This is a genomic window from Consotaella salsifontis (genome assembly GCF_900167365.1).
GTDB classification, from domain to species: Bacteria; Pseudomonadota; Alphaproteobacteria; order Rhizobiales; family Rhizobiaceae; genus Consotaella; species Consotaella salsifontis.
Genome location: NZ_FUXL01000009.1, coordinates 160,971 through 176,225 on the forward strand (window position 1 = coordinate 160,971; position 15,255 = coordinate 176,225).

Here is a 15,255-nt window from a genome sequence, read left to right on the forward strand (position 1 = left end):
TCCATATTGGCACGCTTTATATCATATAAAGTCCACTATATTGGACGCAATGTCAATGAGACGTTAAAGGTGGCCGCAGAACGCGTCGGTCATATAGCGTCCACTTTAGCGAACCATATATGCTTTTTTGTTCACGATTATGAACCTACGGGTCGCCAAGAGACGCGGCACGATATGCCGCTGATTGTGAGTCGGCGGTTCGCCAATTGTGACGCCTCGGGCCGCTGGTTTGGAGGCTGGGAGGGGAAAGCCTTCCCCTGCGGCCGAGCCAAGGTCTCGGCCGACCCCTTCTGCGGGGAGACCCCGCAACGCCCCCTTTAGAGTGAGAGTGCGGACCGGTTTGCCATGACGGGTTGAAAGCCGAGGGAGAGGCTCACGGCGCCCGTCGCGGAGAACCGCGATGTCCAGACAAAACCGCAAACCCGGCGCCAAGGGCGACCGGACCAATCTCTATTCCGAAATCACCGACAAGATCATCGCCGAGCTAGAGGCCGGCCGTGTGCCCTGGGTCCAGCCCTGGGGAACCTCGGCGGCGAAGGCGCCCCTCGGCCTTCCGAAGAACGCCTCCACCGATCGTCAGTATTCGGGCATCAACGTCCTGCTCCTCTGGGGCGCCGCGATCGAGCGCGGCTTTTCCGGCCAGAGCTGGCTGACCTTCCGCCAGGCGCTGTCGCTGGGCGGAAATGTCCGCAAGGGCGAACGCGGCACCACCGTCGTCTATGCCGACCGCTTCGTGCCGGAGGACGAGAAGCGCCGGGCGCGCGAGACCGGCGAGGACGCCCAGGCGATCCCGTTCCTCAAGCGCTTCACCGTCTTCAACACCGACCAATGCGAGAACCTGCCCGAGGATGTTGCGACCGCCGCGCCGCCCGTGCCGATAGGTCTGATCGAACCGCGCGTCGAGGCGCTGATCGCGGCAACGGGCATAGACTTCCGCATCGGCGGCAACCGGGCCTTCTATGTGCCAGCACATGACTATGTGCAGGTGCCACCGCCGCAGACCTATTTTGAGCCCATCAATTGGCACCGCACGGCGCTGCACGAGATGGGCCACGCGACAGGCCATGCCTCACGTCTGGGGCGTGATTTCTCGGGCTCCTTCGGCACGAAGAAATACGCCTTCGAGGAACTCATCGCCGAGATCAACGCCGCCTTCTGCTGCGCCTCGCTCGGCATTGCGCCGACCGTGCGGCACGCCGACTATATCGGCTCCTGGCTCGAGGTGCTGCGCGAGGACAATCGCGCCATCGTCCGCGCCGCCGGCCAGGCGGGCAAGGCCGCCGACTGGCTTCTCGCCTTCGCGCCCGACGCCGTGGAGACCAGTTCGGTGGAGACCTCCTGCGACAGGAGGGTGGCATGATCCTGTTGACCGACGACCTGCGCGACCGGCTGCTCGCCAACGGGCGGCAGCGCGATATCGATCATGTGCCCGTGGTGAAATTCTTCAATCCGGTCGGCGCGGGCACCTGGCTGATCACCGAGATGGAGGCGGACGGCGACACCCTGTTCGGCCTTGCCGATCTCGGCTTCGGGTGTCCTGAGCTGGGCGCCTGCAGCCTTGCCGAACTCACTTCGGTGCGCCTGCCATTCGGTCTCGGGATCGAACGAGACATCCTGTTTCAGGCGACAGTCCCGATCTCGGTCTATGCCGAGGCAGCGCGCCGGGCCGGCCACATTGTCGAACGCAGAGATATGCTGGAGGAAGCTGCGGCGGCAATGCAGTCGCGGCGGTGAGGTGGCGCTCAGGCTGTCACCTTCGTGTGTGGCTCTGGCCGGGCGCGGGAGAGTTAGAGGGCTGCGCCCTTTTCCGTGACGGGTTTCAAGCTGAGAGAGAGGCTCTCGGCGCCCGTCGCGGAGTAAACCACCATGGCGACAGCAGCCAAGAAAATCACCCTCAGCGCCTCGCGCGAAATTCCCTTCAACAAGCTCGTCCTCTCCCAGTCCAACGTACGGCGCATCAAGGCCGGCGTCTCGATCGAGGACCTGGCCGAGGACATCGCCCGCCGCGGCCTCCTGCAGAACCTCAACGTCCGTCCGGTCGTGGATGGCGACGGCAAGGAGACCGGCATGTTCGAGGTTCCGGCCGGCGGCCGCCGGTTTCGGGCGCTCGAACTTCTGGCCAAGAAGAAGCGGTTGGCCCGGACCGCGCCGGTCCCCTGCCACGTGCGCGAGGCGGACAGCGACATCTCGGCCGAGGAAGATTCGCTCGCCGAAAACGTCCAGCGCGCAGCGCTGCATCCCCTCGACCAGTTCCGCGCTTTCCAGACTTTTGGCGACCAGGGCATGAGCGAGGAAGAAATCGCCGCGCGCTTCTTCGTCTCGGTCAACACCGTCAAGCAGCGCCTCAAGCTGGCTGCCGTGTCGGAGAAGCTCCTCGACCTCTATGCCGAGGACGCCATAACGCTCGATCAGCTGATGGCCTACACGGTTTCCTCCGATCATGCCCGTCAGGAACAGGTCTGGGAGGCCATCGAGCATAGCTGGTCGAAGGAGCCCTATCAGATCCGTCGCATGCTCACCGAGAATACCGTGCGGGCCTCGGATCGGCGTGTGCGCTTCGTCACGATCGAAGCCTATGAAGAGGCCGGCGGCACTGTCCTGCGCGATCTCTTCCAGGACGATGACGGGGGGTGGATCGAGGACGTGGCCCTGCTCGAACGGCTGGTCGGAGAGAAGCTCACCGCCGAGGCGGAGACCATCGCCAAGGAGGGCTGGAAATGGATCTCGGTCGCAGCCGATTTCCCCTATGGTCATACCAACGGCTTGCGGGCGCTCACCGGCACACCCGTCGATCTGACCGACGAAGAGCGGGCCGCACGCGAAGCCCTGCGTGAGGAATTCGATCGGCTCGAAGCCGAATATGTTGAGACCGAAGGATTGCCCGACGAGGTGGACGAACGGCTCGGCGAGATCGAGGCGGCGCTCGACGCCTTCGAGGATCGGCCTACGCGCTACGATCCTGCCGAGATCGGCCGCACCGGCGCCTTCGTCAGCATCCGCCACGATGGGCAGCTTTCGGTCGATCGCGGCTATGTCCGGCCCGAGGACGAGGCGCCCGAGGGCGACGGCGATGCGGCGACCAATCCCGGCGCCGTGCAGCGAACGGTGATCACCGTCGGCGGCGAGGCCGAGAACACGGACGAGGACGACGACACAATCAAGCCGCTACCCGAGCGACTGGTCACCGAGCTGACGGCCCATCGCACGCTCGCGCTGCGGGACGCGCTGGCGAACAATCCGCATGTCGCGATGACCGCGCTCCTGCACAAGCTGGTACGCGACACCTTCCGTCATGTCTCCACGACTGGGTGCCTCGATGCCTCCGTCCGCCACGTCTTCTTCCCAGTCCAAGCCGACGATCTGAAGGACAGCCCGTCCGCCAAGTCCGTCGAGGAGCGGCAGCAGGCGTGGCAGGGCGACCTGCCGGCCGACGACGATGCGCTCTGGGCCAGGATCGACGGGCTCGACGAGGCAAGCCGCGTGGCGCTGCTCGCCCATTGCGTCTCCTTCGGCGTGAACGCGCTCTACGAGAAGGTCAATCCCTATGGGGCGGGGCCGACCTCGCATGGCGTGCAGCAGCGCATCCGCGAGGCAGATCGTCTCGCCCGCGCCGTCGGTCTCGACATGGTGGAGGTCGGATGGCGGCCGACGGTCGGCAATTATTTCGGCCGGGTGACCAAGCCGCGCATCCTCGAAGCGGTGCGCGAGGTCAAGGGCGAGGAAACCGCGCAACTCATCGACCACCTGAAGAAGCCGGACATGGCCAAGGAGGCGGAACGCCTGCTTGCCGACAGCGGCTGGCTACCCGAACCGCTGCGCCTGCCCGCCATCGTCGATGGCACCCCCTCGGATCCCGAGGGGGACGACACCGAAGCTCTGCCTGCCTTCCTCTCCGACGAAGACGAAGGTGACGAAGAGCCCGCGGACGAGCCGCAAACCATGGCTGCCGAATAGCCGCTCGGGCGGGGCGGCCCATGCCGCCCCGCGTCTCACACCATCATTCTCATCTCGGCCCGGTCACCGCACCGGGCATTTTTATTTCAGGAGGTCGACATGGCCGACTACTTTACCCACTTCTCCTGCGTCCTTGACGTCAGAACACCCGAGAACGCCGCACGCACGCTCGATCTCTACAACCGTCTGTCCGACGAAAACGCCTCGGAAGACCCGCCGTCCGAAAGCTTCGATCTCTCCATCGTGCCCGAGCATGGCGGCACCTGCCTCTGGATACGCGATGATGGCACCGGCGATCCGGAACATGTCATCCAGTTCGTCAAACGATGCGCCGCCGCGTTCGCACTGACCGGACGATGGGGCTTCCAATACGCCAATACCTGTTCGCGGCCTCGCATCGATGCGTTTGGCGGCGGCGCCCATGTCCTCGACCTAGCCACTGGCGAGACCGTGGCGTGGACCTATACCGGCGAATGGCTGGCCGAAACGCTCCAGGGAGGTCGGCCGTGAGCATTCCCGACCATGCCCGCGCCAATTTCCAGACGCTGTTGCGGGCCGCCGCCGACGGCAATCTCGCCCTGCTCGAATGCGCCGACGCCGAGACCGGAGCGGTGCGGTATGTGATCTGCGCGGTCGGCCGGGACGACGAGGAGTTCCTCTTCACGCCTTTCGGTCATCTTGCCGACGGCAATTCCTACGATGCCTATCGGCCGCCCGAGCCATGAGAGGGAGAGGGTTGCCGGGACGGGTTTGAGCCGGTGCGGTCAAAGAGAGAGCGCTGCCCGGCTTGCCCCGTTCCCGCTCTCCCGAGGTTCTTCCCATGACAGAGATCGTTCCCGGGGCGGCGCTCGCCCGCGCCGCCCATCAACTCCTTCCTCTTCTCGAACAAGGTCAGCGCATCGACGCGCCCGCGCTCCGTATCGCGATGGACGCCGCCTTTGGCGGCTCCGATACCGACGGCGCCTGGGACTGGAAAACCGCCTATGACGTCTGCGAAGGTGCCACCGTCCTGTTTCTGCGCAAATACGGAAAGGCGCTTCTGCGCAAAGCCGGGTCTCCGGCGGCCGCGTTGCCATTGCTCAACAGGATCGCCGGCCTTCAGCCCTCGCACACCCGCCGCTCCGAAGAGAGCGAGGCCTTCCAGCAATTCTCGACGCCGATCCCCCTAGGCTTTGCAGCGGCGACCGCCGCCACGATCGCTGCGGATGACATCGTGCTGGAACCCTCCGCCGGCACCGGCCTACTCGCCATTCTCGCCGAAATCGCCGGGGGCCGTCTCCATCTCAACGAGCTTGCCGAGACACGCGGCACGTTTCTCTCTTCACTCTTTCCGGCTCTTTCGGTCACACGCTTCGATGCGGCCCAGATCGACGACTATCTGCACGCCAATGCTGTTCCCAGCGTCGTGCTGATGAACCCGCCATTCTCGGTGACGGCAAACGTGTCGGGCCGCATGGCTGACGCCGCCTATCGCCATGTCGCCTCGGCGCTGGCGCGCCTGGCACCGGGTGGACGTCTCGTCACCATCACCGGTGCCAGCTTCGCGCCCGAGACCCCGAAGTGGCGGGACGCCTTCAAGCGCCTGCAGGAGCATGGGCGCGTCGTCTTCACCGCTGCGATCGACGGTGCGGTCTATGCGCGCCATGGCACCACCATCGACACCCGGCTGACGGTGATCGACAAGATCGCAGCCGACGATCCCGCCGCCTTTCCGGCTTCGCGGGGTATCGCCCCCGATGTCGCGACACTGCTCGGCTGGATCGAGGCGGACATGCCACCCCGCGCACCGGTTTCCTTGCCGGCGATCTCCGGACAGCGGGTCACTCCACCGCGCTCTATCTCAGCCGCGCACCGCAACCTAGGTGGGGGCAGCGCCGCATCGTCCATTGCCGATCCGACGGGCGAAGAGCTCACCTATGAAACCGTCGATTGGACCCCGCCGCAGGGCGCGCGCCTCACCGATGCGATCTATGAAGAATACGCGCTTCAGTCGATCCGTATTCCCGGCTCTCAGGCGCATCCCACCAGGCTCGTCCAGTCCGCCGCCATGGCCTCGGTTGCGCCGCCAAAACCGGACTATCGCCCGCATCTGCCAGTGGGGCTCGTGGTCGATGGCACTCTCTCCGACGCCCAGCTCGAAAGCGTGATCTATGCTGGCGAAGCCCATGCCCAGCATCTCGCCGGCTCCTGGTCCGTCGACGAGACCTGCGATGTGGTCACCGCCGCGGCCGAAGACGCTGACGACGCGGTCCGTTTCCGGCGTGGCTGGTTCCTCGGCGACGGCACCGGCGCGGGTAAGGGCCGCCAGGTCGCCGGCATCCTGCTCGACAATTGGCTGAAGGGCCGCCGCCGCGCCGTCTGGGTGTCCAAGTCCGACAAGCTGCTCGAGGACGCGCAGCGTGACTGGTCGGCGCTCGATCAGGAGCGACTGCTGGTCACGCCGCTCTCGCGCTTTCGCCAAGGCACGCCCATCCGTCTGCCGCAGGGCATCCTATTCACCACCTATGCCACGCTGCGCTCCGACAAACGCGGATCGAAGGTTTCCCGCGTCAAACAGATCGTCGATTGGTTGGGGAAGGATTTCGATGGAGTGATCATTTTCGACGAGAGCCACGCCATGCAGAACGCCGCCGGATCGAAGGGCGAACGCGGCGACCAGGCCGCTTCGCAGCAGGGCCGCGCCGGGCGGCGCCTCCAGCACGCGCTTCCCGATGCGCGTGTCGTCTATGTCTCCGCGACCGGCGCCACCATGGTCCACAATCTCGCCTATGCCCAGCGGCTCGGTCTCTGGGGCGGCGAGGATTTTCCCTTCGCCACCCGCGCCGAGTTCGTCGAGGCGATCGAGGATGGCGGGGTCGCCGCGATGGAAGTCCTGGCGCGTGACCTGAAGGCGCTCGGCCTCTATCAGGCCCGTTCGCTGTCCTATGAAGGGGTCGAATACGAGTTGGTCGAGCACCAGCTCACCGACGAGCAGCGGCGCATCTACGACGCCTATGCCGGCGCCTTCGCAATCATTCACAACAATCTCGACGCCGCCATGCAGGCGACCAACGTCACCGGCAGCGAAGGCACTCTGAACCGGCAGGCCAAGTCCGCCGCACGGTCCGCCTTCGAGAGCGCAAAGCAGCGCTTCTTCAACCACCTGATCACCGCGATGAAGACGCCCTCGCTGATCCGCGCCATCGATGCCGATCTCGAAGCCGGCCATGCCGCCGTCATCCAGATCGTCTCCACGGGCGAGGCGCTGATGGAACGGCGGCTCGCCGAAATCCCGACCGAGGACTGGAACGATGTGCAGGTCGACATCACGCCTCGCGAATATGTGCTCGATTATCTCGCGCATTCCTTCCCGGTGCAGCTCTACGAACCCTTCACCGACTCGGAGGGCAATCTGTGCTCGCGCCCAGTGTTCCGCGACGGCCAACCCGTCGAAAGCCGCGAGGCCGTCGCAAGGCGCGACCGGCTGATCGAGAAGCTCGCATCGCTACCGCCGGTTCCCGGCGCACTCGACCAGATCATCCAGCGCTTCGGCACCGAGATGGTGGCCGAAGTAACCGGCCGCTCGCGCCGTATCGTCCGCAAGCCCGGTGCCGGCGCCACGGCCGATCGCCTCGCCGTCGAAGGTCGTGCCATTTCCGCAAATCTCGCCGAAACCCAGGCCTTCATGGATGACGTCAAGCGCATCCTGATCTTCTCGGACGCCGGGGGTACAGGGCGCTCCTATCATGCCGACCTCGCGGCGAAGAACCAGCGACTGAGGGTTCACTATCTGCTGGAGCCGGGCTGGAAAGCCGATGCGGCGATCCAGGGCCTCGGGCGCACCAACCGCACCAACCAGGCGCAGCCGCCGCTCTTCCGGCCGGTCGCCACCGACGTGAAGGCTGAGAAACGCTTCCTTTCCACCATCGCCCGCCGGCTCGATACGCTCGGCGCGATCACGCGGGGCCAGCGCCAGACCGGCGGCCAGGGCCTGTTCCGCGCCGAGGACAATCTCGAAAGCGCCTATGCGCGCGACGCTCTGCGCCGGCTCTATCTGATGATCGTCGGCGGCAAGGTCGAAGGCTGCTCGCTGCAGACCTTCGAGACCTCGACCGGTCTGAAGCTCGCGGATGATACCGGCATCAAGGACGACCTACCGCCGATCACCACCTTCCTCAACCGGCTCCTGGCGCTCACCATCGATCTGCAGAACATCCTGTTCGCGCATTTCGAGCAGATCCTCACTGCGCGAATCGAGGGCGCCATTGCCAGCGGCACCTATGACGTCGGGCTGGAAACGCTGAGGGGCGAGCAGTTCACGGTCACCGACCGGCAGGTGATCCATACGCATCCCGCGACCGGTGCGGAGCCCACGCTGCTCTCCATCGCCCAGCGCGAACGGAACCATCCCGTCGCACTGGACGAGGCGCTCGACCATCTCACCGATCCGCGTGCTGCCCTGCTGGTCAACGAGCGATCGGGCCGGGCCGCGGTGCGCGTTCCGACCACCAGCGTGATCGACGACGACGGTGTCGTCGAACGCCGGGTGCGACTGATCCGGCCGATGGAATCCTCCAAGGTGCCCGTTGCGATGATGGGCGACACGCATTGGGTCGAAACCGACCGCGAGACCTTTGCGCGCATCTGGGACACCGAAGTGGCGGCGGTCCCGGAATATACCGACAGCACTGTCCACATCGTTTCCGGGCTGTTGCTGCCGATCTGGAAGCGTCTGCCCACTGAATCGACGCGGGTGTACCGGCTCCAAACAGATGACGGTGAGCGGATCATCGGCCGCAAGGTCTCACCGGCCTGGGCCGCGAACGCGGCGACCACGGGCACCACCAGCCTTTCGGCGGACGACGCCTTCACCGCGCTGACCGAGGGCCGCACGATCCTCGACCTCTCCGAGGGGCTTCAGCTTCGCCGCGCCCGCGTCATGGGCGCGAACCGCATCGAGCTCACCGGCTTCACCGACACGATGCGCGACCGCCTCAAGGCCTATGGCCTCTTCGGCGAGATCATCTCGTGGAAGTTCCGGCTGTTCGTCCCGACCGACGCGTCCAGCGCTGCGGTCCTCGCTAGGCTGCTGGAGCGGTTTCCGGTCGAGCGTATCGCCGAGCGGGAGGCTGCCTGATGACCCGCGATGCTTCAGACCTCGCACATCGTCTCGGCCGCCAGGCCGAGGCCGTGTGCCGCGAATATCTTTCCAGCGGGCGGCGCGAGGGCCGCTACTGGATGGTGGGCGACGTGCGCAACACCAAGGGCCGCTCGATGTTCGTGCGGCTGACCGGACCGGAGGCCGGCAAGGGCGCGGCGGGCAAATGGACCGATGCTGCAACGGGCGAACATGGTGATCTGCTCGACGTCATCCGGGAAAGCTGCGGCTTGACCGAATTCAGGGATGTGGCCGACGAGGCCCGGCGGTTCCTCAGCCTGCCGCATCCCGAACCGGAGCTGGCATCATCGCCTGGACGCAAATCGCCCGCGCCAACGGGCTCGCCGCTCGCGGCCAAACGCCTGTTCTCGATGGCGCGGCCGATTATGGGTACACGCGCGGAAACGTATTTCCGTAGACGCGGCATTACGGCATTGCATGGAACCGGGTCGCTGCGGTTTCATCCGCGCTGCTACTACCGGCCCGACGAGCATAGCCCGACAGAGACCTGGCCGGCCCTGATCGCGTCGGTCACCGATCTCGACGGACACCAGACCGGCGCGCACAGAACCTGGCTGGATCCCGATGGGTTCAGCGAGGCGACGCTCGGCAAGGCCCCGATCGAGACGCCGCGACGGGCAATGGGCGACCTGCTCGGCCATGCGGTGCGCTTTGGCGTGGCGGGCGAGGTCATGGCAGCGGGTGAAGGCATCGAGACCATGCTGTCGCTGCGATGCATATTGCCCGAGATGCCAATGGCCGCCGCGCTCTCCGCAGCCCATCTCGCCGCTATCCTGTTCCCCGACACGCTACGCCGACTCTATATCGTGCGCGACGACGACCCGGCGGGAGATGGCGCTAGGGATACGCTGATCGAACGGGCCGATGCGCTCGGCATCGAAGCGCTGCCACTCTCGCCGATGCTGGGCGATCTCAACGAGGATCTCCGCTTGCGTGGTCTCGACGCCTTCCGGTCTTCGATCCGGGTCCAGCTCGCACCGCAGGATGTCGCCAGGTTCATGGAGTCCGTTCTGTCCGCCTGAACGGGGCAGCGGTGCGGGCTATGGCGGTGACGTCGCAGTTTTCGTCAACGGCTCCCCATGTATGTCGGAGAGGGCCGCGCCCCAGCCTTCTTCAGAGGGCGACCGGACAGCAGGTGGCCCGGTCCGGCAATGGCTGCGGCCAACGATTTTCCGGCGGCCCTGCGGGCCTTTCCATCGCGAAACAAAATCGCCGGCCTCCGCCATCCTCCGCTGACGCTCCGGTCCTTCCGCTGCCGCTCCAGGATGCAGGCCCGGTCCGCCCGCCGTCTTTCGGCGCCATGAAGGCCGCGGCGGGCGCGGCCAACCGACAAAGGGAGCCACCCGATGACACTCGACGACGACACCTTCGAACCCCACCACGAATCCTCGCCAACCGAGCACGCACTGAACGAACTGGAACTCCACGGCTACCGCCATGACGGGCACGGCCGGGACCCGCGCCTCGTCCCGGAGGACAATGTCATCGCAGGTGCCGTCTCCGACATCTTCGACGCCCTGATCGCCACCATGGCGGATACCGCCCTCGATGGCGAACTCGACGATCTGCTCTGGTCGACGGTCAACATGTTCCACCGCGCGGCCGACCGGCTCGAACGCAAGCTCGACGACAACGAACAGGCCCAGAAGCGCGGGCAGCGCGAACAGGACGGCTCCGAAATCAAGGCCGTCGAGCTCGAACGCCTCATCGAGACCGGGCAAGGCCTCGTCGAGCGCCGCGACAGCCTGGAGGTCTTCCGCGACAGCGCCGCCGAGCACTATCTGCGCACCACCGGATCACCATGGTCTCCGCGCACCGGCTCGCAGGTCAACCACCGCGCGCTGACATCGGCGATGATCGACAGCCGGGACTTCATCGCCGAGCGAAAGCGCGCCAACCGCGACGTGCTATTGCCCGCCGGGCCGAAGGTTGCCGTCTCCGGCGGAGCCGAATTCAACGATCACAAGCTCATCTGGGACAAGCTCGACCAGGTGCATGCCAAGCACCCGGACATGGTGCTGATGCATGGCAAGTCGCCAAAGGGCGCCGAGAAAATCGCCGCCCGCTGGGCCGATCACCGCAACGTCACCCAGATCGGCTTTGCGCCCGACTGGACGAAGCACGGCCGCGCCGCACCGTTCAAGCGCAACGACCAGATGCTCGATGTTCTGCCAATCGGCGTCATGGTCTTTCCCGGTACCGGCATCCAGGAGAACTTCGCTGACAAGGCCAGAAAGCTCGGCATCTCCGTCTGGCGTTTCGACGGCGCATAAGCGCCGCCGCCCGTCCTACTGTGCCGCTGCAAGCTTAGCAGGCGGGGTAGCTGAACTGAAGAGTTCCGCCAGCTCGGTTTCGTCCAGGGTTTCTTTTTCCAGGAGACGCTTAGCCGACCGTTCCAGAACATCCCGGCGCTCGGTGAGCAGAGACACGGTGCGCTGCAGCGCCGCCTCGACAATATCGCGCACCTCCTCGTCGATGGCGTCAGCGGTCTCCTCACCGAAGTCGCGCTCGCGCGGCACGGAGGGCAGGTTCGGCCCCTGCAGGAAAGACTGGCTGTCGCGGTCATAGGCGACGCTGCCGAGCTTCTTCGACATGCCGTAGCGGGTGACCATGGAGCGGGCGATGTCGGTGACGCGCCTGAGGTCATCCGACGCTCCGGTCGAAAGATGACCAAAGACGATGAGCTCCGCAGCCCGGCCGCCAAGCAGCACCGCCATCTTGTTCTCCAGTTCCTCGCGCGTCATCAGAAACCGGTCCTCGGTCGGGCGCTGGATCGTGTAGCCGAGTGCGCCGACGCCGCGCGGGATGATCGACACCTTGTGGACGGGATCGACGCCCGGCAGCGTCAGCGCCACCAGCGCATGCCCCATCTCGTGATATGCGACGATCTCGCGCTCCTTCGGATTGAGCAGCCGATTGCGCTTCTCGAGACCAGCTACGATGCGCTCGACGGCGTTGTTGAAGTCGTTCATCGTCACGGCCTCGGCCTTGCGGCGGGTCGCCAGAAGCGCCGCCTCGTTGACGAGGTTGGCGAGGTCCGCACCGGTGAAGCCGGGCGTGAGCGCAGCCACCTTCTCCGCATCGACGTCGGGCGCCAGCTTCACCTTCTTCATGTGAACCTGAAGAATGGCGATACGGCCGGTCTTGTCCGGCCGGTCGACCAGCACCTGGCGGTCGAAGCGGCCGGCGCGCAGCAGCGCCGGGTCGAGGATCTCGGGACGGTTCGTTGCCCCCAGCAGCACCAGGCCGGTCGAGGAATCGAAACCATCGAGTTCGACCAGAAGCTGGTTCAGCGTCTGCTCCTTTTCGTCGTGGCCGCCAGCATAGGGGCCGACGCCGCGGGCGCGGCCGAGGGCGTCGAGCTCGTCGATGAAGATGATCGCCGGCGCCTTCTCGCGCGCCTGTTGGAACAAGTCGCGCACGCGGGCGGCGCCCACGCCGACGAACATCTCGACAAATTCCGAGCCGGAAATGGAGAAGAACGGCACTTTCGCCTCGCCAGCGACCGCCTTGGCAAGCAGCGTCTTGCCGGTGCCTGGCGGGCCGACGAGGAGGACGCCCTTGGGCATGCGGCCACCGAGCGAGCCGTAGCTCTTCGGCTCCTTCAGGAAATCCACGATCTCGTGCAGTTCGGCCTTCGCCTCGTCGACGCCGGCGACGTCGTCGAAGGTGACGCCCGTGTTCGCCTCGACATAGATTTTCGCCTTGCTCTTGCCGATCGACATCAGTCCGCCGCCAAGGCCCTGGCTGCCCAGGCGCCGCGCCATGAAGGCCCAGATTCCGAAAAAGAGCGCGATCGGAACGACCCAGGACAGAACGGTCTGAAGGAAGTTGCTTTCGATCTGGCCGGTGTAGGTAACGCCATATTGCTGCAGCTCGTCCGCGAAGTCGGGATCGACCCGGGTGGTTACGAACTGTTCCTTGCCGTCCGGCAGCGGCTCCTTGAGCCGGCCCTGGATAAAGTTGTCGGAAACGCCGATCTCGGCGACCTTGCCTTCGTGCAGGAGCTGCTGGAACTGGCTGTAGGGTATCGTGGCAACAGTCGTCGCCGTCCCGATAACGTATTCGATGGCCAGGATGGCGAAGATCGCCGCGATCCAGTACCAGGTGTGAAACTTCGTCTGCTTCGTCATCGGCACGCCTCTCGTTTTTCAGGCCTAAGCCTTACTCGGCAAGGAAAAGGCCGGGAGGCGCGCCTTCCGGCCGCACGGACTTAACGACTTATGCGTCGCTCAGGGGCGTTTCCTATGATCAGGACGATATCGTCCGAAGAGGCGCCCTCCAGACGGGTGAGCATCTGCATGATCTCATCGTAGAGCGACGCTTTGAACTCCGGCATGCCCTCGGTGGTCGACTCATCTTGCCGTCGCTCATCCTCCGCCCATCGCTGCAGGATCTTCCTCTTTTCGGCAACGGAGAGCCAAGATTGGCGGATCACCGCCTCGGGACTCCGAAAGACCGAGGCGGGCGCCGCCAGGGCGGCGGCAAGGTCGATGGTCTCGTTCTCCCCCGGCTTTGGCGGGATGGGCGATGCCGCATCGATTTCCGCCTGCTCCATCTCGCTCCTGCACCAGGCCGACGGAGCCAATTCGACGGACGGTCCCCGATCGACCGCCTGCGTGTCGCGAAGGCGATACGAAAGCCCCTGTCGCTCGGCATAGCGAACCGCGGCGTCTTTATCGGGAAAATGGAGTTCGACTTGCTGAAGCGTATCGCCGCCGGCGGTATAGCCCATCAGCGGCTCGATCCAGGACGGCGAGCGTCGCTCGAATTTCAGCACCCATGGCCGCCGTCGGAACGGCGCCGACTGCATAACCGATGGCGCCGGCCGATAGATCTCGGCCGCGGCGTCGTCCGGGACCCATGTGCGCCGCTCGGCCAGCTTGGCCTGCCCGGGGTCCCGACGTGTCCAGCCCGATGCCATAAGCGAGGAGACCTGCGGACCTTGCCGATCGTTGATGACAGGCTTTGCCCAAACCGTATCCATGGCGAAAACCTCCGTAACTTCGAAGGCGTGCTTCCGCCGGGGCAGAACAAGCCGCTCCGGCGGAAGCTCCGGTTATGCCTTGCTGATTGGAATGCGCTTCGTCTGCGCCTGCACCTTCTCCGACTTGGGGACCGTCACGGTGAGCACGCCATTCTTGAAAGACGCCTTCACCTCTTCCGGCTTAACTTCCCATTCGATCGGGATCCGGCGCCCGAAGGTGCCGTACTGGATTTCGCTGTACTGCTTTTCCTCGTCCTTCTTCTCCACCTTCTTCTCGCCGCGCACAGACAGCACGCCGTTGGCGAGCGTCACATCGACATCCTTTTCTTCCATGCCCGGAAGCTCGACGGAGATTCGGAGTTCCTTGTCGGTTTCACTCACTTCGGCCTTCGGCCAGACCTGAGCCGCGCCGAACGTCGCCGGCACACCGAAATTGGCGAAGGCGTCGTCGAACAGCCGGTTCATTTCGCGCTGCAAGGCGAAGAACGGATTCTGCACGTCAGACTGAGCGGACGGCTGCACAGCACCGCCACGCCCCCAAGGAACCAAGTCACGCACGTTCATGGTACTCAACTCCTTTCGCTTATTTTTTGCGTCACGCCGTTGCCGCGTCTCTTGCAGCCGCAACAACGGAAACCTTGCCTACCTCAATTCGAAGGCTTGCCCTTTCCCGTCGGCTGAGCCTCGATCTGATGAGTTGTCATATCTTTGTTCAGCGGGATCTTCTTCGGCTTCAATTCATCAGGTACATTTCTGACGAGCTCAATGGTCAGGATGCCGTCGGCGAGATCAGCTGATTTGACTTCGACGAAGTCAGCCAGAGTAAAGCCAAGTTCGAAGCCGGAACTCGGTATGCCGTGGTGCAGAAACTGCAGATCAGTGTCTGCCGCGGCCTTCGAACTGGTTACAACCAAGTGGTTCGGCCGAACGGTCAGATCGAGATTTTCGCGACTGTAGCCAGGAACCGCGATCCTGATCCTGCAGGCGTCTCCGGACAGGGCCACGTCATAGAGAGGCCACCGACATCGACCGGAAACCACAGGGCGCGCTAGCGGGTAAGCCATCGGCTCAAAGTCGGTTACCGACGAGAAGAAGGGAGACAGTTCATCGAACGCCCTCATCACCACAACCTCCTTACGAGAATCATGGGTACAAG

The 15,255-nt window shown here is 64.9% G+C and carries 12 protein-coding genes; 8 read left to right on the top strand and 4 right to left on the bottom strand.

Annotation, left to right across the window (positions count from 1 at the left end; all coding sequences use genetic code 11):
* The first annotated feature begins 400 nt into the window (after positions 1-400).
* From B5D38_RS14160 to B5D38_RS14195, 8 genes are all read left to right on the top strand, one after another.
* The gene (locus B5D38_RS14160) at positions 401-1,360 is read left to right on the top strand and encodes an ArdC family protein (protein WP_078709070.1); all 960 of its coding nucleotides are present in this window, start codon (positions 401-403) and stop codon (positions 1,358-1,360) included.
* Positions 1,357-1,734, top strand: a complete 378-nt coding sequence (locus tag B5D38_RS14165) for a DUF2958 domain-containing protein (protein ID WP_078709072.1) — start codon at positions 1,357-1,359, stop codon at positions 1,732-1,734. The genes B5D38_RS14160 and B5D38_RS14165 overlap by 4 nt, the downstream gene beginning before the upstream one ends.
* 132 nt (positions 1,735-1,866) lie before the next feature.
* Complete coding sequence (locus tag B5D38_RS14170; protein WP_078709073.1) at positions 1,867-3,954, top strand: ParB/RepB/Spo0J family partition protein; 2,088 nt, start codon at positions 1,867-1,869, stop codon at positions 3,952-3,954.
* Positions 3,955-4,053: 99 nt separating this feature from the next.
* On the top strand, positions 4,054-4,464 hold the full coding sequence (locus tag B5D38_RS14175; RefSeq protein WP_078709075.1) for a hypothetical protein: 411 nt from the start codon (positions 4,054-4,056) through the stop codon (positions 4,462-4,464).
* The gene (locus B5D38_RS14180) at positions 4,461-4,679 is read left to right on the top strand and encodes a DUF6117 family protein (protein ID WP_078709076.1); all 219 of its coding nucleotides are present in this window, start codon (positions 4,461-4,463) and stop codon (positions 4,677-4,679) included. The genes B5D38_RS14175 and B5D38_RS14180 overlap by 4 nt, the downstream gene beginning before the upstream one ends.
* Before the next feature lie 95 nt (positions 4,680-4,774).
* A complete protein-coding gene (locus B5D38_RS14185) occupies positions 4,775-9,070 on the top strand; it encodes a strawberry notch family protein (protein WP_078709077.1) in 4,296 nt (1,431 codons plus the stop codon).
* Positions 9,070-10,134 carry a DUF7146 domain-containing protein gene (locus tag B5D38_RS14190; RefSeq protein ID WP_078709078.1) on the top strand — a complete coding sequence of 355 codons (1,065 nt, stop codon included), beginning with the start codon at positions 9,070-9,072 and terminating at the stop codon, positions 10,132-10,134. The genes B5D38_RS14185 and B5D38_RS14190 overlap by 1 nt, the downstream gene beginning before the upstream one ends.
* A gap of 324 nt (positions 10,135-10,458) precedes the next feature.
* Complete coding sequence (locus B5D38_RS14195) at positions 10,459-11,385, top strand: DUF2493 domain-containing protein (RefSeq protein ID WP_078709079.1); 927 nt, start codon at positions 10,459-10,461, stop codon at positions 11,383-11,385.
* Positions 11,386-11,400: 15 nt separating this feature from the next.
* Here the strand turns inward: B5D38_RS14195 and ftsH are convergent, their stop codons facing one another.
* The 4 genes from ftsH to B5D38_RS14215 form a co-directional block, all read right to left on the bottom strand.
* A complete protein-coding gene (gene ftsH / locus B5D38_RS14200; protein ID WP_078709080.1) occupies positions 11,401-13,245 on the bottom strand; it encodes an ATP-dependent zinc metalloprotease FtsH in 1,845 nt (614 codons plus the stop codon).
* 80 nt (positions 13,246-13,325) lie between these two features.
* Positions 13,326-14,099: an NADH dehydrogenase ubiquinone Fe-S protein 4 gene (locus tag B5D38_RS14205; protein WP_078709081.1), complete on the bottom strand. Its 774-nt coding sequence runs from the start codon at positions 14,097-14,099 to the stop codon at positions 13,326-13,328.
* A 72-nt stretch (positions 14,100-14,171) separates the two neighbouring features.
* Positions 14,172-14,663, bottom strand: a complete 492-nt coding sequence (locus B5D38_RS14210; protein ID WP_078709082.1) for an Hsp20/alpha crystallin family protein — start codon at positions 14,661-14,663, stop codon at positions 14,172-14,174.
* A gap of 83 nt (positions 14,664-14,746) precedes the next feature.
* Positions 14,747-15,220 carry an Hsp20 family protein gene (locus B5D38_RS14215; RefSeq protein WP_078709084.1) on the bottom strand — a complete coding sequence of 158 codons (474 nt, stop codon included), beginning with the start codon at positions 15,218-15,220 and terminating at the stop codon, positions 14,747-14,749.
* Positions 15,221-15,255 lie beyond the last annotated feature (35 nt).

Bases quoted from the DNA above. Each gene is read 5' to 3' on its own strand.
- B5D38_RS14210 (WP_078709082.1), bottom strand. From the start codon at position 14,663: ATGAACGTGCGTGACTTGGTTCCTTGGGGGCGTGGCGGTGCTGTGCAG.
- ftsH (WP_078709080.1), bottom strand. From the start codon at position 13,245: ATGACGAAGCAGACGAAGTTTCACACCTGGTACTGGATCGCGGCGATC.
- B5D38_RS14190 (WP_078709078.1), top strand. From the start codon at position 9,070: ATGACCCGCGATGCTTCAGACCTCGCACATCGTCTCGGCCGCCAGGCC.
- B5D38_RS14205 (WP_078709081.1), bottom strand. From the start codon at position 14,099: ATGGATACGGTTTGGGCAAAGCCTGTCATCAACGATCGGCAAGGTCCG.
- B5D38_RS14160 (WP_078709070.1), top strand. From the start codon at position 401: ATGTCCAGACAAAACCGCAAACCCGGCGCCAAGGGCGACCGGACCAAT.
- B5D38_RS14185 (WP_078709077.1), top strand. From the start codon at position 4,775: ATGACAGAGATCGTTCCCGGGGCGGCGCTCGCCCGCGCCGCCCATCAA.
- B5D38_RS14170 (WP_078709073.1), top strand. From the start codon at position 1,867: ATGGCGACAGCAGCCAAGAAAATCACCCTCAGCGCCTCGCGCGAAATT.
- B5D38_RS14175 (WP_078709075.1), top strand. From the start codon at position 4,054: ATGGCCGACTACTTTACCCACTTCTCCTGCGTCCTTGACGTCAGAACA.
- B5D38_RS14165 (WP_078709072.1), top strand. From the start codon at position 1,357: ATGATCCTGTTGACCGACGACCTGCGCGACCGGCTGCTCGCCAACGGG.
- B5D38_RS14195 (WP_078709079.1), top strand. From the start codon at position 10,459: ATGACACTCGACGACGACACCTTCGAACCCCACCACGAATCCTCGCCA.
- B5D38_RS14215 (WP_078709084.1), bottom strand. From the start codon at position 15,220: ATGAGGGCGTTCGATGAACTGTCTCCCTTCTTCTCGTCGGTAACCGAC.